Here is a 19,631-nt window from a genome sequence, read left to right as displayed (position 1 = left end):
TCATCGCTGACGGCTCTTCGGGTCCAGGGCGTCACGCACGGCGTCCCCGAGCATGATGAAGCTCAACACCGTAATGGACAGCGCCGCGGCCGGGTAGAGCATGATTTCCGGCCGGGTCCTGATCGATGCCTGCGCGCCGGCAATGTCATTGCCCCAGGACATGATGCTCTGGGGAAGACCGATACCCAGGAAGGACAGGGTGGCTTCGGCCACGATGAACACGCCCAGTTCCAGCGTCGCCAGGACGATGATCGGAGCCAAAGCGTTGGGCAGGACGTGGCGGATCAGTGCGCCGAACTTGGAGACCCCCAGCGCGCGGGCAGCTGTGACGAAGTCCGCGTTGCGTACTTCGATGACGGCTCCGCGGGTGATGCGGGCCATCTGCGGCCACGCCAGGAGCGAAATGACGAACACCACGGTCCACACGCTCTTGTTCTCCCGGAAAAGGGGCAGCTGCGTGATCACCAAGGCACCCAGGACCAGCGGCAGGGCGAAGAAGATGTCACCCAGGCGTGCGAGGACGGCGTCGACCCAGCCACCGTAGTAGCCGGCGAGGGCGCCGAGTGTCACACCGATCACCAGCACGCAGAGGACGGAAAGCAGGCCTACGGAAAGCGAGGCCTGCGTGCCGTGGATAACCCTGGAGTAGACGTCGCAGCCCTGGAAAGTGAAGCCGAACGGGTGCCCGGCCGTGGGGGCGCCTTCGGAATTGGCCAGCTCACAGCCCTCGTTGGGGGGCGTCGATGTGAACAGGCCCGGGAACAGCGCAACCACAATCAGGGCAAGGATGAGCAGTGCCGAGATGATGAACAGCGGACGACGCCGGAGCTTGCGCCAGGCATCGGCCCACAGGCTGAGCGGGGCTTGGTCCGCCTTCACGGCGTCAGTGGCCTGCAGCGGGGTCTCATCAATGGGGGCCACGAAGTGGCTGTTATTACTGGTCATAGCGGATCCTCGGGTCAAGCCAGGCGTACAAAAGATCGACAAGCAGGTTGGCCACCACGAACACCAGCACCAGCACGCTGACGATGGAGACGATGGTGGGGCCTTCACTGCGGAGGACAGCCTGGTAGAGCTTGTTGCCGACTCCGGGAACGTTGAAGATGCCTTCAGTAACAATGGCACCGCCCATGAGGCCGCCAAGGTTGGCGCCCAGGTAGGTCACTACCGGGATCAGTGAGTTACGCAGGATGTGCGCCACCACTACCCGCGGCCGGGAAAGGCCCTTGGCGGTGGCTGTCCGCACGTAGTCGGCGTTCATGTTCTCGCTGACCGATGCACGGGTCAGGCGAAGGACATAGGCGAAGGACACGAGTCCAAGGACCACCGCCGGCAACAGCAGGGTGACCCAGTTGGCGTTGGCGCCCACGGTGGGTTTTGCCCAGCCAAGCTGCACGCCGAACACGAGCTGGAAGACGAAGCCCAGGACGAAGGTGGGGACTGCGATGACCACCAGCGAGGCGACCAGGACAGTGGAGTCGAACCAGCCACCACGGCGCAGGCCGGCGAAGACGCCGAAGGCAACGCCGAAGATGGCCTGGATGGCCAGTGCCTCAATGGCGAGCATCGCCGTCACCGGGAAGACGCGGGCGAGGCTGGCTGCAATCGGCTGCCCCGTGAAGTCATTGCCCAGGTTAAACGTGAAGAGGTTCTTGAGGAACAGTCCGTACTGGACCCAGAAGGGTTGGTCCAGGTTGTACTGGGTGCGCAGGGTGTCGATGACTGACTGCGGGGGCTGGCGGTCGCCGAACAGCGCCGCGATGGGATCGCCCGGCAGGGCGAAAACCATGTAGTACACCAAGAGGGTAGTGCCGAGGAAAACAGGGATCACCTGGAGGAGTCGGCGCAGGATGAACCGGATCACAGGATCACCTGCCTTCCGGTAAAGGGGAAAACGCGTTCATGAATGCCTTCCTGCCGCTTGCAAGCCAATGGGGGCCCGGACGTGACCGGAACCCCCATCAGCCTTACGGCAAGTTAGATCTGGGACTACTTGGCGGTGATGCCGTAGTAGAGAATTTCACCGTTCCAGCCAGTTTCGGCCTTCGTAATGTTGTTGCTCCACACGATCGGACGTGCCTGGTCCCACAGCGGCAGGCCGGGCAGGTCCTGGAACAGGATCTCCTGCGCCTGGTTGAACTTGGCGTTTGCCTCGTCGGTGGTCTTGCTGGCAAGGCCTTCCTTGAGGAGCTTGTCGAACTCGGGGTTCGAGTACTTCTCGTAGTTCGACGGAGCGTCAGTGGCCCAAACCGGACCCAGGAAGTTGTAGAGCGACGGGTAGTCACCCTGCCAACCGGAGCGGGTCAGGCCCGGAAGCTGCTGGGACTTGCGCAGGTTCAGGACTTCGGCGAACTTGGCGAAGGGCTGGATTTCAGCCTGGATGCCGAGGTTGTTCTTGAAGCCGTTGGTTACGGCGTCGATCCATTCCTTGTTGCCGCCGTCGGTGTTGGAGGCAATCTGGAGCGGCTTGGAGTCGTCGTACGGCTTGATCTTGTTGGCCTGGTCCCACAGGTCCTTTGCCTTGGCGGCGTCGAACTTCAGGACTTCGCTGCCCTTGAGGCCTTCCTTGAAACCGTCGATGACCGGCGGCGCGAACGCCTTGGCCGGGGTACGGGTGCCGTTGAAGACCACCTTGGCGATTTCCTCGCGGTTGATGGCGTAGGACAGTGCCTGGCGGCGCAGCTTGCCGGCTTCACCCTGGAAGTTCGGGTTGTAACCGGGGATGTTCAGCGTGGAGTCGGTGGCAACAGCCTTGGTGGCATTGCGGTCCGGGAAATCGTTGACGTAGGTCTTCAGGGCGTTGGACGGCAGGACGTCGGTGATGTCCAGGTTGTCCGACTGCAGGTCCGTGTAAGCGGGGCCCGGATCGGTGTAGAACTTGAACGTCACGCCACCGTTCTTGGCGGGGCGGGTGCCGTTGTAGTCGGCGTTCTTGACCAGGGAGATGGACTGGTCGTGGACCCAGGAGCCCTGCTTCTCGAACTTGTAGGGACCGTTGCCCACGGGGTTCTCACCGTAGGACTTGGGGTCCTTCAGTGCTGCGGAGGGCATGGGGTAGAAGGCGGAGTAACCGAGGCGCAGGGACCAGTCGGCCTCAGGCTGGGCGAGCTTGACCGTGATGGTCGAGTCATCCGTCGCCTTCAGGCCCGACATCGTGTCGGCGGTCGGCGCGGGAGTGGTGGTCTTCTTGCCGTCCGCACCTGTCGAGGACGTTACCGCGGATACTTCCGGGTAGCCCTCGATGGACTCAAAGAAGAAGCCGTTCTGCTGCAGGTTCTTCGAGTTGGCGGCGAAGTTCCAGGAGTCGACGAAGGTCTTGGCCGTGATGGCCTCACCGTTGGTGAACTTCTGGCCCTGCTTGACCTTGATGGTCCAGTTCTGCGCGTCGGGAGACTCGATGGATTCGGCCAGCGCATTGACTGCCTTGCCGTTCGCGTCGTAGCTGCGGAGACCTTCGAAGAGCAGGTTGACGACGCGGCCGCCATAAACCTCTCCGGTGTTTGCCGGCAGCAACGGGTTTTGTGGCTCGTTGCTGTAGGCGGTGATGACCTTGTTCGGATCGCCGGCTGCGTTGCTGGATCCGTCAGTGCCGCCGCCGCCGCCGGCGCCGCACCCGGTCAGGGCAAGCGCGGCGACCGCCACGATGCCCAGTGCTTTGGAAGTGCGCGTAAAACGCATTCCGCCTCCTATGAGTTGTGGGAGAGATGTATAGGGGAATCTTGTGCTTCCCCGCAGGCCGAAGCAGCTCACCGCTGTGACGGAACCTACACAATACGAGTTAGCCTAACCGCACGCAGTCCAGATATTGGTACTCCGTTGCCAAACCGTGACCGGGGCAGTGCAATGCCCCGTCAGGTGTGGATAGTTAGGCACGTCACATGCTACTCGGCGGTAGGCCGGACGGCGAATCGGCGCCGCGGGCGCCAAAGGAGCCCACGCCAGGCGCGCTTACTGGGACAGCCGCCAGTCCCACACGTTCCACCAGACGCCCAGCGGTCCAGGGCTCGTCTTCACTCCGGCCACCCTGGAGCTGAAGGCCGTGGTACCCAGGGTTTGGTAGAGCGGCAGCCCGTAGGCGTCCTCCCACACGTGCTTGTCGATCTCGGCCAGGAGCTCGTCCTGCTTACCGAGATCCGTCGTGGCGGCGAGTTGTTCCATGATCTTGTCCGCGTCGCCGTCGGAATATCCCGTGAAGTTGCTGCCTGCCCCGGTGCGGAAAATCTGTGGCACCCTGCTGACGCCTACCTCGGTCCCGATCCACCCTGAGAGGGCGGCCTCAAAGCCGCCCCGGCTCAACGCCGCGGGCCAGTCGGCGCTTGCCAGTCCGCCGTCGACCACCTTGAATCCCGCCAGCGCGGCTGAATCGCGGATCAAGCCGAATGCCCTGGCCCGGTTCGGGTTGTCGCGGTTGTAGAGGATGCGGATGCTGGGAGAGGCGCCCTTCAGGAGCTTCTTTGCCCCATCGATGTCCACCTTGGCGTAGTCGGCGGACCCGTTGTTCCTTACGGTGTCGTCGTACTTCGGCTGGCCGGGGAGGAACACCTGCGAATCCAGCGGCTTGGTGTCCTGGGTTCCCACCACCGCATCCACGATCGCCTGCCGCGGCACAGTCTTCAGGAAGGCCTCCCTGACATCCTTGTCGGAGAACGTCCCGGTGAAGTTCAAATCAAGGTGGTCATAGGCGGACTGCTTGTAGCGTTGAACGGTGATGCCCTGGCTGGAGAGTCCGCTGAGGAGGCTGTCCGTTGAGGCCGAAGGCTGGGGCGAGATGATGTCTGCCTGGCCGCTGCGCAGGGCGTCGACTGCTGCCGGCACGGCCCCTGTGAACCTGACGTTGATTTCATCGAGCCAGGGTTCGGCGCCCCACACGTAGTCCCGGTTCCGGACCAGTTTCATGGAGACACCCGGCACGATGTCGCGGACAATGTAGGGGCCGCTGGAGAGGTACAGCGCGGGGTCATCAGGAATGGATTTCGCGTCGAACCCGGTGTTCCAGAAGTCGCTGACCTTCTTGAGGGCCGGGTTGGAGGCCGGCTTTTCCGGGTTGCCCCGCGGCGTGTCCTTGAGGAGATTGACCAGGTCTTTTTCGTCGTTGAGTCCACTTTTTGCAGCAACGACGTGGGCTGGGAGTCCGACGTCGAAGGCCACTTCCCAGTCAGCGTAGGGCGCGGCGTACACAATGGTGATGGACCGGCCGTCCGAACCGATGTCGGGGAACAGGGTGCCCGCCAGGCCCGTGGTGTCCGAGGCGACGGAAAAGTATTTGGTGCCCTTGCCGGCAACAGGATCGACGTCGTCGAAATACCCCGATCCTGCAGCCCAGGCCAGCAGGAGGTCTGCCGCGCCGATCGGGGCCCCGTCTGACCACTTCACGCCCTCGTTGACCGTGTACTTCACCTTGAGGGGCTGGTCCGAGACCTTCTCGAAGTGCCCGAACTTGTCATTGCGGACCACTTTGGAGCTGTCGTCCAGGTAGTAGAAGCCGGAGTGCGTAATGGCACCGATCTTGGAGTTGATGTCGGTATTGCCGCCGGCGCTGTAGGGGTTGAACGAGGAGAACGCATTGACTTCTGCCACGGTGACGCTGCCGCCGCGCTTCGCCTCCCCCACCACCACGGACGGGGCGCTGCCGCCAGAACACCCGGACAGGACCAGGGCTGCCGCTAACGCCGCGGTGAGCAACTGCATCAGGCGCCTGACCGGCATGCCGCCTCCTTGTGGTTTTTCCCTCTCCGGAGGGGACTGGGGCCGCTGCGATCACGCCCTGCATACTCAGGATACTTGGTGCTGCGGCCCGGTACCCGGATCCGCACCCCCTCCGGATGCAGGAGGGCGCCCCTGCAACAACCTGTCCGCCCCGGGCCGGCTAAGCAGCCCGCAGGCCCTACGCCGGTGGCCCTCCCGCACGCCGGGCTCCATCCGGTCAAGAAGGGAAACGATCATCCGCGAGCGCGGGTTCCGCTCGAAAACCGGCCGGTGGTCCTGGATGAAGGCCCAGTACAGCGCATCCCAGTCAGGCATCCACTCCCCCGGCGGCAGGTCGGACATTTTCCGCAAGTAGTTGCTGCCTGACACATAGGGCTTTGTGGTGATGTCCGCCCCTGCGGCGAATTGGCTCATGGCGTAGACGTTGGGCACCATCACCCAGTCGTAGGCATCGACGAACATTTCCATGAACCACTCGTAGACGTCGTCAGGATGGATCCGGAGCAGGGACATGGCGTTGCCCAGCACCATGAGCCGTTCGATGTGGTGCGCATACCCCGTGGCCAGTACGCGGGATATCACCAGGTCCACGGGCAGCAAGCCAGTAGTTGCATCCCACCAGCCGGGTCCCAGCTGGTTCCGGTGGTTGAGCAGGTTGGAAGTGCGCATCCGGCGGCCGCGCAGCCGGTACGTGGCGCGCATGTACTCCCGCCAGCCAATGACCTGGCGCACAAAGCCCTCAAGGGAGGCGAGCGGGGTATTTTCATCCGCACCCGCCAGAACTGCCTGCAGGATATCGCCCGGGTTCAGAAGGCCGATGTTTAGCCCGGGGGTCAGCAGGCCGTGGTTGACGAATGGGTGCACTGCGGAGATCGCATCTTCGTAGGGGCCGAAGCCGGCGAGGCGTTCTTCGACAAACTCCTGCAGGTGCCTTTGGGCCTCTTCCGCGGTGGTGGGCCAGGCGAAGAGGTGTGGGTCTCCAGGGGCATCCGGAAACTCCGTGGCGACCCAGGCGATAGCGGTTTCGACGTCCCCCGCGGCGTCGGAGCCGGCGTCCTTTCCCTGCCCGCTGCCCGGCGATGCCAGCGCATCCAGGTTGAACTTCCCCTCCTCCTGGAGCACGGGGTGCCCCCTGAACCTGCCGACAGAGGGTGGGGTATAGCCGCGGGGAAGCTTCCTGCGGTTGTCCGCGTCGAACGACCACTTTCCGCCGACCGGAGCGCCGTTGTCCACCAGGATGTCCAACCTACGCCGCTGCCAGATGTAGAAGTCATGCATACGGGCCGGATTGTCCGCGAACCAGTCGTCCAACTGCGCCCGCGACGTCAGGAAATTCGGTGTCTCAAGCACGTCCTGGCTGCGCATCCTGTAACCGCCGTCCTCAAGGGCGGCTTCCAGGTCCTTCTCAAGCCAGTCATCGACGACGTCGAACCAGGTCACCCGCCGGGGGCGCCGCTGCCGGATAAGGTCCGCCAGCTGGACACGGGATATCCGCGCTGGGTCGCTGTAGAGGACAACCACGTCGTGCCCAAGTGCGCGCAGGCGGCGGCCAAAACCAGCCATCGACGCCCGGTGCAGGACCAGCTTGTGTGAATGGAACCGGTATTGGCGGAAGTAGAGGTCGTGCTCGATGAGCACAAAGACCGTGTCCTGGTCCGTACCATCCCACTGCTGCTCAAAGAGCTGATGGGGCAGGACGAGGCGCAGGAGCGGGCCGGAAGTCATACCGCAACCCTAAGGCAGGGTGCCGCAACTGGACCGCGGCACCCTGCCTGATTGACGAAGCGGCGCTAGACGTTGAAGCGGAACTCCACCACGTCGCCGTCCGCCATGACGTATTCCTTGCCTTCAATCCTGACCTTGCCCCGGGATTTCGCCTCAGCCATGGAACCGGCGTCCACGAGGTCCTCGAAGGACACTACTTCGGCCTTGATAAAGCCCCGCTGGAAGTCGGAGTGGATGACGCCGGCCGCCTGCGGTGCTGTGTCCCCCTGCCGGATGGTCCAGGCGCGCGCTTCCTTGGGGCCCGCGGTGAGGTAGGTCTGCAGGCCCAGGGTGTGGAATCCGACGCGTGCCAGCTGGTCCAGGCCTGATTCGTCCTGGCCGTTCATCTCGAGCATCTCGCGGGCTTCTTCCTCGTCCAGCTCCACGAGGTCGGCTTCGAGCTTGGCGTCGAGGAAGATGCAATCGGCCGGGGCCACCATGGCGCGCAGCTCTTCCTGCTTTTCCGGGCTGCCCAGGATCCCTTCGTCGGCATTGAACACGTAGATGAAGGGCTTGGCAGTAAGCAGGCCCAGCTCCTTGAGGTGCTCCATCTCGAGCTTGTCGCTCTTGATGGAGGAGTAGATGGTATCGCCCCGCTCAAGCACCGCCTGGGCGGCCTTGATGGCGGCGAGCTCTGCGGCTTCCCGCTTCTTGATCTTGACTTCTTTTTCGATCCGCGGAATGGCTTTTTCGATGGTCTGCAGATCGGCAAGGATCAGCTCGGTGTTGATGGTCTCCATGTCGGAGCGGGGATCCACCTTGCCGTCAACGTGGACCACATCGGGATCGTCGAAAACCCGGACAACCTCGGCAATGGCTTCAGCCTCGCGGATATTGGCCAGGAACTGGTTGCCCAGCCCCTCCCCCTCGGATGCGCCCTTCACGATGCCGGCGATGTCGACAAAGGAAACGGCGGCGGGCAGGACGCGCTGCGAGCCGAAGATCCCGGCGAGCTTCTGCAGCCTGGGGTCCGGGAGGTTCACGACGCCGACATTGGGTTCGATGGTGGCGAACGGGTAGTTCGCGGCCAGGACCTGGTTGCGGGTGAGCGCGTTGAAGAGGGTTGATTTGCCGACGTTGGGCAGTCCGACGATGCCAATAGTAAGAGCCACGAGCATTGATTCTACCCGCCGGACCCCGCGGGCCAGTACCCGGGGATGTCACTGCCCGTGATTGTCAGAGCCCCGTGCAACAGTGAAGCCATGGATGCTTTTGCCTTGATTCTGGCCCTCTTCATGCTGCTGCTGGGTGCGCTTGCCGGCGCTGCAGCCACTTATTTCTCATTGCGCCGGAACTCGCACGCGCTGGAGGCGGACTTTGACCAGGTCTCGTCCCGCCTTTCGGAGGTCACCGCGCAGCTGGCAGCGGCCGACGCCGAGCGGCGGCTTTTGGCGGCACAGAACCGCGAGCTGGGCGAGGCCAGGACACAGGATGGAAGTGTGCTGCGTGCCCTGGCGCCCGTGGCGGAGAAGCTGTCCGCCGTTCAGCAGCAGGTCGCATTGCTGGAGCGGGACCGGGTGGAGCAGTACGGCCAACTGGCCCAGCAGCTGCAGGAGGCCCGGCTTTCCGACGAGCAGCTCATTCGCTCCACCCATGCCCTGGAGTCGGCGCTGCGGTCCAACAGCGCCCGGGGCCAGTGGGGCGAGGTGCAGCTCCGGCGCGTGGTGGAGGCCGCCGGTATGCTGCGCCACGTCGACTTCGTGGAGCAGGTCCACAGTGCGGGCCACGACTCGGCGGTGCGGCCGGACCTGGTGGTGCAGCTGCCGGGCGACAAGCAGCTGGTGGTGGACGCCAAGGTTCCGTTGTCCTCCTACCTTGAGGCACAGGAGCTGGGCTCGGTGGACCCTCGCCTGGGCCCGGCTGGTCCGCAGTCGGCGAACGACGGCCGCAACAGGCAGGCCCTCCTGGCCGCACACGCCAAGGCCCTCAGGGCGCACGTGGACGCGCTCGGTACCAAAAAGTACTGGGACATCCCGGGGAACTCGCCGGAACTGGTGGTCTGCTTCATCCCGGCCGAGTCCATCCTGGCGGCGGCGCTGACAGCTGACGCCGGGCTCCTGGACCACGCGCTGTCCCGCAACGTCGTCCTCGCCTCGCCGAGCACCCTGCTGGCCGTGCTGAAGTCCGTCGCCTTCACGTGGCGGCAGGACGTCCTGACGGACAGTGCGCGCGAACTGTTCGAACTCGCGCGGCAGCTGTACGACCGGATGGGCACGCTGGGCGAGAACGTCACCAAGCTCGGATCCTCGCTGAAGACGTCCGTGGACCGCTACAACGCCATGGTGGGGACGCTGGAAGCCAGGGTCCTGCCCACCGCGCGCAAACTCAACAGCCTGGAGGAAACAGGCCTGGTGGCACCCCCCTTGGTGGAGGTGCAGCCGCGGGCGCTGGTGGCACCCGAGCTGCAGGGCGACGGTGAAGCAGCCTGACACGGCCGCCGGATGCAGAATGGGCCGGGCAGCAAGATGCTGCCCGGCCCATTCCTTTGGAAATATGGTGGCGGTTCTAGCTGCGGGGCCGGCGTCCGCCCAGGGCACGGCTGACGTCGCCGGCCTGCTTCAAGGTGGCCCGGAGCTCCTTGGGCAGCGAGAAGAGGAGGTCTTCCTCAGCCGTGACTACTTCCTCCACGGCGCCATATCCATAATCGGCGAGCAACCGCAGCACGTCCTGCACCAGGACCTCGGGAACGGAGGCCCCGGAAGTAACTCCCACGGTGGCCACTCCTTCGAACCAGGCTTCGTCCACCTCGTTGGCGAAGTCCACCCGGTAGGACGCCTTGGCGCCGTATTCAAGCGCCACTTCCACCAGCCGGACGGAGTTGGATGAGTTGGCCGACCCCACCACGATCACCAGGTCGGCCTTCGGCGCGATCTTCTTGATGGCCACCTGGCGGTTGGTGGTGGCATAGCAGATGTCGTCGCTGGGCGGATCCTGCAGGGTGGGGAACCGTTCCTTGAGCAGCCGCACGGTTTCCATGGTCTCGTCCACACTCAGCGTGGTCTGCGAAAGCCAGATGACCTTCTCGGGGTCCCGGACAGTGACCTGGTCCACTTCGTGCGGGCCGTTGATGATCTGGATGTGCTCCGGCGCTTCCCCTGAGGTGCCTTCCACTTCCTCGTGGCCGTCGTGGCCGATCAGGAGGATATCGAAATCGTCCTTGGCGAACCGGACGGCTTCCTTGTGCACCTTGGTAACCAGGGGGCAGGTGGCATCAATCGTGCGCAGGCCCCGGGTTTCGGCAGATTCGACGACTGCCGGGGAAACGCCGTGGGCGGAGAAGATCACCAGGGCGCCCTCGGGCACCTCATCGGTTTCGTCCACGAAGATGGCGCCCTTCTCCTCCAGCGAGCTGACCACGTGGACGTTGTGGACGATTTGCTTGCGGACGTATACGGGCGGACCGTAGTGTTCCAGCGCCTTCTCGACGGCGATCACGGCACGGTCAACACCGGCGCAATAACCGCGCGGAGCAGCCAGCAGTACCTTCTTGGTGCCGTTCACGGGGGCCGCAGCTGCTACTTCCTCCGGGGAGCGGCGCCTGCGCGGAATGGATGGCATCGAAAGGGATACAGCCGAGGTGGTCATGCCTCCATGCTACCGGCTGGCCCCAACCCGTTTCCGGGATGCGAACAACGTCACAATGCCGGCTGCCACCAGGACGCCGCCGGTAACGGCGGTGGTTGTGATCCATGCCTGGAAGTCTGCACCGGCGGCGGCAAGGAACTCGTCGCGGAACATGTTGGCTATCGCGTTACCGGTGTCGGTGGCCTGGGCACGGCCCGAGCCCAGCTGCAAGCCAAGCCCCCACAGCCCTGCAACCGCCAGGCCGCCAACCCCTGAGGCCAGCAGCACGGTCCAGCGGCGGCGTGCCGCCACGAGCGCCAGCAGGAATGCCACGGCCGAGCCGATGGCCAGGACGTAGCCCATCGGCGCATAGGTGGCCAGCCGTTCGGTCCATTCCCGCTGCGCGGGTTGGCCCACATTAATCAGCGTCTGTTCCGGGGGGTTGAGGGGAAGCCTTGTGGCCCGGCTGATCTCCTCTGCGCCGAGGGCTACCAAGGGGGCGACGTCGAGGGTCAGCGACGAGGCCGACGCTCCGCCCTGCGGCGCCGCGGCGGGGTCGGCGAAGCTGAGGCGGTGGCTCCTGCGAAGGGTCTCCTCCCACGCTGCCGGATAGCCCGGAAGCTGGGTCAGGGACTCCGCCGCTTTCTCGAGCATCGGTTCCACCAGTCCCGAGAGGAAACCGGGAACAGACCCGGTATCGATCGTCCCCACCGCCGCCGTGGCCAGCTTCCGTTGGAATTCCGGGTCCTTGCCGAGCGGAGCAGCAAGACGGACAAATCCATCTTCCTGGACGATATTGCGGTCTACCCAGATGGCGGGAACGGCAACGGCAGCCAGGAGGATGCCCAGCACGGTGGCCAGGGCGGAAACAAAAGTGCGCACAACAGGTCCTTCGGGGTTGGGGGACTCAACCCATCCTAGGCAGGGTGGCGGGGCTGTCCCTGTCAGCACCCGGTGCTAGACCTTACGGATAAGGTTGATTGACCGCCACCAACAGATAAAGGACCGCATGCCCGCAGCACCAGCCTCCCAACGGCGTCCGCATGTCTGACCAGGCCTCCCTTCCAGGCACTGCACCCACTACCCTGCCAGCCACCGCGGCGGAAACCAGTCCGGACAACCCGTGGCCGCTGCAGCTGCTCTCGCAGAAGCTGAAGGCCCACATCGACCGGACCCCGTCGGCGTGGGTCGAAGGGCAGGTCATTGAACTGAACCGGCGCGGCAGCAACGCCTACATCACGCTTCGCGATGTAGATGCCGAGGTGTCCCTTCCCGCTTCGGTCTGGACCAAAGTCCTGGAACGGCAGAACCTTCCCCTGGAGCGGGGTTCACGGGTCGTGGCGCTGCTGAAGCCGGAATTCTGGCTGAAAACCGGTCGGCTGAACATGCAGGTCAGGGATATCCGGCCGGTCGGCCTGGGTGACCTGCTGGCCCGCATTGAGCGGCTGCGCCAGGCCCTCGCGGCGGAGGGCCTGTTCGCCGACTCCCGCAAGAAGCGGCTGCCCCTGCTGCCTCACCGGATCGGCCTGATCACGGGACGGGACTCGGACGCCAAGAAGGACATCCTCCGCAACGCGGCACTGCGGTGGCCGGCCGTGGAGTTCGAGATCCGCGAGGTTGCCGTCCAGGGCAACACGGCCGTGGCCCAGGTGGTCCGCGCCCTGCGGGAACTGGATGCCCGGCCGGAGGTCGATGTGATCGTTATCGCGCGCGGCGGCGGGGCGCTCGAAGATCTCCTGCCCTTCAACAGCGAGGACCTCATCCGCGCGGTGGCCGCGGCCGAAACACCGGTGGTGAGCGCCATTGGCCACGAGGCGGACCGCCCCCTGCTGGACTACGTTGCCGACCTCCGCGCCTCAACCCCCACGGATGCGGCCAAGCGGATCGTTCCTGAGGTGTCCGAGGAGCTCGCCGGCGTGCGCCAGGCACGCGAACAGCTGCGGCGCTCCATGGACCGGATGATAGACCGGGAGTCGGACCGGCTGGCGGCACTGCATTCCCGGCCAGTCATGGCGGCGCCGGAGGGCATGGTCTCCGTCCGGGCGGAGGAAATCGAGCGCCTGCTGCGGCGTTCCTCCGCTGCCGTGAACTCCACGGTGGTGCGGGCAGCGGACCAGCTCCAGCACCTGAAGGCCCAGGTGCGCGCCCTCTCGCCGCAGAAAACCCTGGACCGGGGGTACGCCGTCGTCGAACTCGCCGGGAACCAGGCCGCCCGGATCGCCGAAGCCGGCCACGCCGTGGTGCGCAGGCCCGACGAAGCGCCGGCAGGCGCCGCCCTGTCCATCCGCGTCGCGGAGGGCCGCTTCGGCGCCACGTCCGACGGACCCGCGCAGCCCACCGGGGCACTGCACCCGGGAAACCCCGACCAGCACCAGGAAGTGGAAGAAAACGCATGACTGAACAGAAGCCCGAATCAGACGTCGCAGCCCTGAGCTACGAGGACGCCCGGGAGCAGCTCATCGCCGTGGTGGGCCGGCTTGAAGCGGGGGGCGCAAGCCTGGAGGAATCCCTGGCGCTGTGGGAGCGAGGCGAGGCATTGGCCGCGCGGTGCGAGGAGTGGCTCGAGGGAGCACGGAAGCGGCTGGCCGCTGCCCGCGACCAGCCGCTGTAAGCAGGCTGCAAAGCCGAACATACTGCCCGGGCCCAGGCCGTTGAGTCACGAACGGGCGACGAGTTCCTTTTCGATGTCAACGTCGAATTCAGCCTTGGGCCACTCCAGCCGAAAATCGGACAGCGCCGACATCACCAACTGCTGCACGGCGATACGGGCGAACCACTTCTTGTTGGCCGGCACCACATACCAGGGCGCAATGGCTGAGCTGGTCTCGTCGAAAGCAGCTTGGTAGGCAGCCATGTAGTCATCCCAAAAGGCGCGCTCCTTCAGGTCGCCGCTGCTGTATTTCCAGTGCTTGGCAGGGTTGTCCAGGCGGGCCAGCAGCCGGGACCTCTGCTCATCCTTGCTGATGTTGAGCATCACCTTGATGATCTTCGTGCCGGCGTCGGTTTGCCGGGCCTCGAATTCATTGATGGCCCGGTAGCGCCGGCTGATTTCTTCCGGGGTGGCCCAGTTATGGACGCGGTGGATGAGGACGTCCTCGTAGTGCGAGCGGTCGAAGATCCCCACCATGCCGGCTGCGGGGACTTCCTTCTCGATACGCCACAGGAAGTCGTAGGACTTCTCCTGCTCGGTAGGGGCCTTGAACGCCTTGAACTGGACACCCTGCGGGTCCATGGTGGCCATGACGTGGTTGACGATTCCACCTTTGCCCGCCGTGTCCATCGCCTGCAGGACCAGGAGGATCCGTTTCTTTCCGCCGGCCCGTGATTCGGCGAACAGCTGTTCCTGCATCTCGGAGAGCTTTCCGTCCAACTCAGCCAGCAACGCTTCACCGTCAGCCTTGTTGCCGCTGTAGCCCGGGGTGGCATCCGGGTCAACCGAGGCCAGGGAAAATCCCTTTCCAACGCGCAGCGTGTCAGAGGGATGCTGGTCGAAGCCAACGACGCGGGCCATGGGGTTCCTCTCCGCAGGGGATACACGGGCCCGGTGGCCCGTGAGCACAGGCTAGTTCCCTTGGTACCTGCTTAGGAAGTCCCCCATGCGCCCAATGGCTTCTTCGATGTCCTTCACGTTGGGCAGTGTCACCATGCGGAAGTGGTCCGGGCGCACCCAGTTGAAGGCCCGGCCGTGGGAGACCAGGATCTTCTGTTCCCTCAGGAGGTCGAGGACAAACTTCTCGTCATCCCTGATGTGGTAGACCTCCGGGTCAAGGCGCGGAAAGAGGTACAGCGCGCCTCGTGCCTGCTGCGTGCTGACGCCGGGAATGGCGTTGAGCATGTCGTAGGCCTTGTTGCGCTGCTCGAGCAGCCGGCCGCCCGGGAGGATGAGGTCGTTGATGCTCTGGTATCCGCCCAGTGCCGTCTGGATGGCGTGCTGGGCCGGGACATTGGCGCACAGGCGCATGTTGGCCAGCAGGTTGATGCCTTCAAGGTAGTCGGAGGCATCCTTCTTGGGTCCTGAAATGGCCATCCAGCCTGCCCGGTAGCCGCAGACCCGGTACGCCTTGGACAACCCGCTGAAGGTCAGGCACAGGACGTCGTCGCCGGTCAGCCCGGCGAGGTTTACGTGGACAGCGTCCTCGTACAGGATCTTTTCGTAGATCTCGTCGGCAAAGATCACGAGGCCGTGCTTCTCGGCGAGGGCCACGATCCGTTTCAGGGTCTTCTCGGGGTAGACGGCGCCGGTGGGGTTGTTGGGGTTGATGACCACGATCCCCTTGGTGCGGGGCGTGATCTTCGCTTCCATGTCCTCCAAGTCGGGCTGCCAGCCGGACTCTTCATCGCAGAGGTAGTGCACCGGTTTGCCGCCGGCAAGCGCTACGGACGCCGTCCAGAGCGGGTAATCCGGTGTGGGGATGAGCACTTCGTCGCCTGAATCGAGCAGCGCCATCAGGGACATGGTGATCAGCTCGCTGACGCCGTTGCCCAGGTAGATGTCATCAACGTGGATGTTCTGGATGCCGCGGGTCTGGTAGTACTGCGAGACCGCGGTGCGGGCCGAGAAAATGCCGCGGGAGTCGCTGTAGCCCTGGGCGTGGGGCAGGTGGCGGATCATGTCCACCAGGATGGCGTCCGGCGCTTCGAATCCAAACGGTGCCGGGTTTCCGATGTTCAGCTTGAGGATCCGGTGGCCCTCCGCCTCCATCTGTTGGGCGGCTTCGAGGATCGGTCCACGGATGTCGTAAAGGACGTTATTGAGCTTCGTGGACTGCCTGAATTCTGCCATCCCTCAAATATGCCACAGGAAGGATGAATGGCCGTTGAGACATCCGCCACATGGCCGACGGCGGCTGCCGGACCTTCGAAAGTCCGGCAGCCGCCGTCGTTGTCACCAGTGTGTTCCTGCCCGCCCGGGCAGGGAACGGGCCCCTACTTGACGATGCCCTTGTCCTTCAGCCAGGCGGCTGCTGCGGTCTTGGCGTCCTGCTTCTGGCTGCCGCTGACAGCCCGGTTGAGGTTGATCAGGTCATCGGTGGTAAGGATGCTGGACACCGAATTCAGTGCCTGCTTGGCCTTATCCGTCATCTTGGCCTTGTTGTACAGCGGCAGTACCTGCTGGGCGATGAAGTTGTTCTTGGGATCATCCAGCACCACGAGGTCGTTGTCCGCGATGGACGGAGTGGTGGTGTAGATGTCGGCCACCTGCACCTGGTCCTCCAGGAGGGCCTTGAGCGTCACCGGGCCGCCGCCGTCGCTGAAGGGCTCCAGCTTCTTGGGTTCGCAGTTGTAGTTCTTCTTCAGCCCGGGCAGTCCGTAGGCGCGCTCGGCGAAGGTTGCCGGGGCGCCGACGACAATCTGGCTGCAGACCTTGGCCAGGTCCTCAATGGACTTCAGCTGGTACTTCTCGGCCGTTGCCTTGGTGACCACCATGGCGTCCTTGTCTTCGGCCTTGGAAACGTCCAGGACGCCGAGGCCATCCGGCAGCTTGCCCGGCAGCGCCTTGGCGATGTCGCCGGCGGAGACTTCGGTGGCCTGCTTGTTGACGTAGAGCAGCAGGTTGCCGCTGTAATCCGGCACCACATCCACCGAACCGTCCTGGACAGCCTTGAAGTAGACCTCCCGGGAGCCGATGTTCGGCTTGGTGGTGGCGGTGATTCCGTTGGCGTTCAAGGCGCCGGCGTACAATTCAGCGATGATCTGGCTTTCCGGGAAGTCGGCGGAGCCCACCACCAGGGAGGTGGCTCCCCCGGAAGCGCCCGCACTGGACGCGGGCGCGTTTTTCAGGGGATCGGACGATCCACCGCAGGCGGACAGCGCCACGGCCAGGCCAAGCCCGGCGGCAAGGCCGGTGAACGCCCGCCTGCCGAGGCGCTGGGGACGGCTATTTTTCATGACTTACCTCCTTGTACAACAGTCTCCGCAACAACGGGGTCTGTGAGATCAACCGCAGCCTCCTGGCTGCGGAAGGACAGCTTCGAGGCCCCTGGTGTCAGGAACAGCCTCTGGAACAGGGACAGGACGAGGTCTACGGCAATGGCCAGCACGGCGATGAGGAGGGAACCTCCCAGCATCTGCGGAAAATCGCTGAGGACAAGTCCGTCAAACAGATACCGGCCCAGGCCGCCGAGGTTGATGTAGGCAACCACCGAGACGGTGGCTATCACCTGCAGCACGCCGGTCCGGAAGCCGCCGAACATGACGGTGAGGGCGTTGGGCAGTTCCGCCCGGAACAGGACCTGCAGTTCGGTCATGCCCATGGCCCTGGCGGCATCCACAACGTTGCGGTCCACGCTGGAGATACCCGCGTAGGTTCCGGCCAGGAGTGGCGGGACCGTGAGGATCACCAAGGCCCAGATGGGTGGCATCAGCCCGATGCCGGCCAGCAGCACGAACAGGATCAGCAGGCCCAGGGTGGGCAGGGCACGCAGGGCGCCCGCGAGCGCGACCACGGCCACCCGGCCCCTCCCTGTGTGGCCGACGAACATCCCGACGGGTACTGCAATGGCGGTAGCGATCAGCATGACCAGGCCGGTGTATTGCAGGTGCTCCCCCAGCCTGGCGGGTATGCCCATGCTCCCGGACCAGTGCAGCGGGTCTGCGAGCCAGGCGAAGGTATCGGCGAATACGTTGCTCATGCTGCTTCACCAACTGCGGAAGCAGCGCCATCGGCTTCGGGTGCTCCGGCGGGGACGCCCTGTGTCCCGTGGCTTTGTGTCCCGTGGCCCTGCGGCTTCCCTGCCCGCTCCCACGGGGTGAGGATTCGTTCCAGCAGGACGAGAACCGCGTCCATCAGCAGCGCCAGGACCAGGATGGCGATGATGCCCACCACCACCTCGGTGACGAAGTCCCGCTGGAGACCGTCTGTGAAGAGCATGCCCAGGTTGCCGACACCCAGGAGGGCCGCAACGCTGACCAGCGAGATGTTGCTGACGGATACCACCCGGAGGCCGGCGAACATGACGGGGAGGGAGAGCGGGAGGTCCACCTGCAGGAACCGGGCCAGCGGTTTGAAGCCCATGGCCTGCGCAGCCTGGCTGATGTCCGCGTCCACGGAATCGAAGGCGTCCAGGGCCGCGCGCACCAGCAGCGCAACGGCATAGATAGTCAGGGCCACCACCACGTTGAGGGGATCCAGGATCCGGGTCCCGAGGATGGTGGGAAGGATGATGAACAGCGCCAGCGACGGAATCGTGTACAGCAGGGAGGAGGCCGTCAGCACCACGGAGCGGAGGGCATTGTTCCGCCGGGCCAACTGCGCAAGCGGGATCGAAATGATCAGCCCCAGGAGCATGGGAACGAGTGCCAGCACCAAGTGCTGTCCGCCGCGCTCCAGGATCATGCCGGTGTTGGCCAGGAACCAATCCATCAGAGGGCAGCCTGCCGCACCTGGCGTGCTTCTTCGATCAGTGCCAGGACCTCGCCGCCGCGGACCACGCCCAGCACTACGCCGTCGGCATCCACGGCAACGCCAAGGCCGGACGGCGAGGAGAGGGCAGAGTCCAGGGCGCGCCGGAGGCTATCTCCGGGACGGAACAGGGAACCGCCGGGAACGAGTTCGATTTCGGTCCCCGGCGCCGACCAGCCCAGCGGGCGCTTGTCCGCGTCCACCACCAGCTGCCAGCCGCCGGCAGCGCTGGAATCCGACTCATACCCTCCGGAAGCCCTGATGATCGTTGGCACCGGGTGGATGGCCACACCGTCGGACGGGGCAAAGCCGAGGTGGCGGAAGCCGCGGTCGCGCCCCACGAAGGACGCCACGAACTGGTTTGCCGGCGCCCGCAGGATTTCCTCCGGCGAGGCGTACTGGGCCAGCTTGCCGCCGGTGGCGAAGACGGCCACCTTGTCGCCCAGGATGGTGGCTTCGTCAATATCGTGGGTCACGAAGACGATGGTTTTGGCCAGGTCCTTTTGCAGCCGGAGCAGTTCCTGCTGGAGTTCGTCGCGGACCACGGGGTCCACCGCGCTGAACGGCTCGTCCATGAGGAGCACGGGCGGATCTGCGGCGAGTGCGCGCGCCACGCCGACGCGCTGCTGCTGGCCGCCGGAAAGCTGTGACGGGTAGCGCCCGCCCAGGGACGCCGCCAGGCCCACCACGTCCAGGAGTTCCCTGGCGCGCTTGCGGGCTTCCGCTTTTGAGACCCCGTTCAGCCGCGGGACGGTGGCAATGTTATCCAGGACGGAGCGGTGCGGCAGCAGTCCGGCCGACTGCATCACGTAGCCCATGGACCGCCGAAGTTCCGCAGCCGGTACGGAGGTGACATCGCGGCCGTCCACGGTGATGGTCCCGGACGTGGGCTCCACCATCCGGTTAATCATCCTGAGCGATGTTGTCTTCCCGCAGCCGGATGGGCCAACGAAAACGGTGACGGACCCTTTGGCAATGGACATGGACAACCCGTCCACCGCCGGCTGGCCACCCGGATACTGCTTGGTAACGCTCTGGAACTCGATCATCGCCTGGTCCATGGTGCGGACTTACCTGTTCTCTTGGACGGGCTGTTCCCAGCACCGCGACACTGCCATAAGCACGCTGATAGTTACGGTAACCCAAACGGGGTCAGGCTTCAGCAGCTGGGGCCCTAATCCGCGCAAAGGAATCC

Annotated in this window: 17 protein-coding genes; 3 read left to right on the top strand and 14 right to left on the bottom strand. The window is 64.8% G+C overall.

All coding sequences use genetic code 11. The features are described from left to right. From J2T23_RS03475 to ychF, 6 genes are all read right to left on the bottom strand, one after another. A complete protein-coding gene (locus J2T23_RS03475) occupies nucleotides 1-945 on the bottom strand; it encodes an ABC transporter permease (RefSeq protein WP_141159876.1) in 945 nt (314 codons plus the stop codon). Next, a complete protein-coding gene (locus J2T23_RS03470; RefSeq protein WP_141181986.1) occupies nucleotides 935-1,864 on the bottom strand; it encodes an ABC transporter permease in 930 nt (309 codons plus the stop codon). Before J2T23_RS03470 ends, J2T23_RS03475 begins: the two co-directional genes overlap by 11 nt. 125 nt (nucleotides 1,865-1,989) lie before the next feature. Further along, nucleotides 1,990-3,678 (bottom strand): peptide ABC transporter substrate-binding protein, encoded by a 1,689-nt coding sequence (locus J2T23_RS03465; protein ID WP_141159874.1) that lies wholly within the window; start codon nucleotides 3,676-3,678, stop codon nucleotides 1,990-1,992. A gap of 270 nt (nucleotides 3,679-3,948) precedes the next feature. Further along, a complete protein-coding gene (locus tag J2T23_RS03460) occupies nucleotides 3,949-5,706 on the bottom strand; it encodes an ABC transporter family substrate-binding protein (RefSeq protein WP_307357263.1) in 1,758 nt (585 codons plus the stop codon). Between the two features lie 66 nt (nucleotides 5,707-5,772). Next, nucleotides 5,773-7,431, bottom strand: a complete 1,659-nt coding sequence (locus J2T23_RS03455; protein ID WP_307357260.1) for a cryptochrome/photolyase family protein — start codon at nucleotides 7,429-7,431, stop codon at nucleotides 5,773-5,775. A gap of 65 nt (nucleotides 7,432-7,496) precedes the next feature. Further along, a complete protein-coding gene (ychF, locus tag J2T23_RS03450) occupies nucleotides 7,497-8,582 on the bottom strand; it encodes a redox-regulated ATPase YchF (protein ID WP_141159871.1) in 1,086 nt (361 codons plus the stop codon). Between the two features lie 90 nt (nucleotides 8,583-8,672). Between ychF and J2T23_RS03445 the strand changes: the two genes are divergently transcribed. Continuing rightward, entirely contained in the window at nucleotides 8,673-9,899 is a 1,227-nt protein-coding gene (locus tag J2T23_RS03445) for a DNA recombination protein RmuC (protein WP_141159870.1), read from the top strand. Between the two features lie 76 nt (nucleotides 9,900-9,975). Here the strand turns inward: J2T23_RS03445 and J2T23_RS03440 are convergent, their stop codons facing one another. Together J2T23_RS03440 and J2T23_RS03435 are read right to left on the bottom strand one after the other, a co-directional pair. After that, complete coding sequence (locus J2T23_RS03440; protein ID WP_141159869.1) at nucleotides 9,976-11,055, bottom strand: 4-hydroxy-3-methylbut-2-enyl diphosphate reductase; 1,080 nt, start codon at nucleotides 11,053-11,055, stop codon at nucleotides 9,976-9,978. A gap of 9 nt (nucleotides 11,056-11,064) precedes the next feature. Then, the gene (locus J2T23_RS03435; protein ID WP_307357255.1) at nucleotides 11,065-11,916 is read right to left on the bottom strand and encodes a hypothetical protein; all 852 of its coding nucleotides are present in this window, start codon (nucleotides 11,914-11,916) and stop codon (nucleotides 11,065-11,067) included. Between the two features lie 161 nt (nucleotides 11,917-12,077). Between J2T23_RS03435 and xseA the strand changes: the two genes are divergently transcribed. Then, entirely contained in the window at nucleotides 12,078-13,430 is a 1,353-nt protein-coding gene (xseA, locus tag J2T23_RS03430) for an exodeoxyribonuclease VII large subunit (protein ID WP_141159867.1), read from the top strand. After that, a complete protein-coding gene (locus J2T23_RS03425; protein WP_141159866.1) occupies nucleotides 13,427-13,645 on the top strand; it encodes an exodeoxyribonuclease VII small subunit in 219 nt (72 codons plus the stop codon). Before xseA ends, J2T23_RS03425 begins: the two co-directional genes overlap by 4 nt. A gap of 45 nt (nucleotides 13,646-13,690) precedes the next feature. On the opposite strand, the gene J2T23_RS03420 is transcribed toward J2T23_RS03425, so the two are convergent. The 6 genes from J2T23_RS03420 to J2T23_RS03395 form a co-directional block, all read right to left on the bottom strand. Next, the gene (locus tag J2T23_RS03420) at nucleotides 13,691-14,545 is read right to left on the bottom strand and encodes a polyphosphate kinase 2 family protein (RefSeq protein ID WP_141159865.1); all 855 of its coding nucleotides are present in this window, start codon (nucleotides 14,543-14,545) and stop codon (nucleotides 13,691-13,693) included. 51 nt (nucleotides 14,546-14,596) lie between these two features. After that, entirely contained in the window at nucleotides 14,597-15,817 is a 1,221-nt protein-coding gene (locus J2T23_RS03415; protein WP_307357252.1) for a pyridoxal phosphate-dependent aminotransferase, read from the bottom strand. A gap of 143 nt (nucleotides 15,818-15,960) precedes the next feature. Further along, the gene (locus J2T23_RS03410) at nucleotides 15,961-16,923 is read right to left on the bottom strand and encodes an ABC transporter substrate-binding protein (protein ID WP_141181993.1); all 963 of its coding nucleotides are present in this window, start codon (nucleotides 16,921-16,923) and stop codon (nucleotides 15,961-15,963) included. After that, nucleotides 16,920-17,666 (bottom strand): ABC transporter permease, encoded by a 747-nt coding sequence (locus tag J2T23_RS03405; RefSeq protein WP_141181994.1) that lies wholly within the window; start codon nucleotides 17,664-17,666, stop codon nucleotides 16,920-16,922. Before J2T23_RS03405 ends, J2T23_RS03410 begins: the two co-directional genes overlap by 4 nt. Beyond that, on the bottom strand, nucleotides 17,663-18,397 hold the full coding sequence (locus tag J2T23_RS03400; RefSeq protein ID WP_307357246.1) for an ABC transporter permease: 735 nt from the start codon (nucleotides 18,395-18,397) through the stop codon (nucleotides 17,663-17,665). Before J2T23_RS03400 ends, J2T23_RS03405 begins: the two co-directional genes overlap by 4 nt. Further along, a complete protein-coding gene (locus J2T23_RS03395; RefSeq protein WP_307357242.1) occupies nucleotides 18,397-19,497 on the bottom strand; it encodes an ABC transporter ATP-binding protein in 1,101 nt (366 codons plus the stop codon). The genes J2T23_RS03400 and J2T23_RS03395 overlap by 1 nt, the downstream gene beginning before the upstream one ends. Between the last annotated feature and the right edge of the window lie 134 nt (nucleotides 19,498-19,631).

It is taken from the genome of Pseudarthrobacter niigatensis (genome assembly GCF_030812615.1).
Lineage (GTDB): Bacteria > Actinomycetota > Actinomycetes > Actinomycetales > Micrococcaceae > Arthrobacter > Arthrobacter niigatensis.
The sequence above is the reverse complement of the archived record's forward strand: the minus strand, read 5'-3'. Positions and strand labels throughout refer to the sequence as shown.

What these genes read in the sequence shown, in the direction of transcription:
- J2T23_RS03410 (WP_141181993.1), bottom strand. Translation starts at nt 16,923, where the DNA reads ATGAAAAATAGCCGTCCCCAGCGCCTCGGCAGGCGGGCGTTCACCGGC.
- J2T23_RS03440 (WP_141159869.1), bottom strand. Translation starts at nt 11,055, where the DNA reads ATGACCACCTCGGCTGTATCCCTTTCGATGCCATCCATTCCGCGCAGG.
- J2T23_RS03460 (WP_307357263.1), bottom strand. Translation starts at nt 5,706, where the DNA reads ATGCCGGTCAGGCGCCTGATGCAGTTGCTCACCGCGGCGTTAGCGGCA.
- J2T23_RS03415 (WP_307357252.1), bottom strand. Translation starts at nt 15,817, where the DNA reads ATGGCAGAATTCAGGCAGTCCACGAAGCTCAATAACGTCCTTTACGAC.
- J2T23_RS03395 (WP_307357242.1), bottom strand. Translation starts at nt 19,497, where the DNA reads ATGGACCAGGCGATGATCGAGTTCCAGAGCGTTACCAAGCAGTATCCG.
- xseA (WP_141159867.1), top strand. Translation starts at nt 12,078, where the DNA reads ATGTCTGACCAGGCCTCCCTTCCAGGCACTGCACCCACTACCCTGCCA.
- J2T23_RS03465 (WP_141159874.1), bottom strand. Translation starts at nt 3,678, where the DNA reads ATGCGTTTTACGCGCACTTCCAAAGCACTGGGCATCGTGGCGGTCGCC.
- J2T23_RS03405 (WP_141181994.1), bottom strand. Translation starts at nt 17,666, where the DNA reads ATGAGCAACGTATTCGCCGATACCTTCGCCTGGCTCGCAGACCCGCTG.
- J2T23_RS03400 (WP_307357246.1), bottom strand. Translation starts at nt 18,397, where the DNA reads ATGGATTGGTTCCTGGCCAACACCGGCATGATCCTGGAGCGCGGCGGA.
- J2T23_RS03420 (WP_141159865.1), bottom strand. Translation starts at nt 14,545, where the DNA reads ATGGCCCGCGTCGTTGGCTTCGACCAGCATCCCTCTGACACGCTGCGC.
- J2T23_RS03455 (WP_307357260.1), bottom strand. Translation starts at nt 7,431, where the DNA reads ATGACTTCCGGCCCGCTCCTGCGCCTCGTCCTGCCCCATCAGCTCTTT.
- J2T23_RS03445 (WP_141159870.1), top strand. Translation starts at nt 8,673, where the DNA reads ATGGATGCTTTTGCCTTGATTCTGGCCCTCTTCATGCTGCTGCTGGGT.
- J2T23_RS03425 (WP_141159866.1), top strand. Translation starts at nt 13,427, where the DNA reads ATGACTGAACAGAAGCCCGAATCAGACGTCGCAGCCCTGAGCTACGAG.
- J2T23_RS03475 (WP_141159876.1), bottom strand. Translation starts at nt 945, where the DNA reads ATGACCAGTAATAACAGCCACTTCGTGGCCCCCATTGATGAGACCCCG.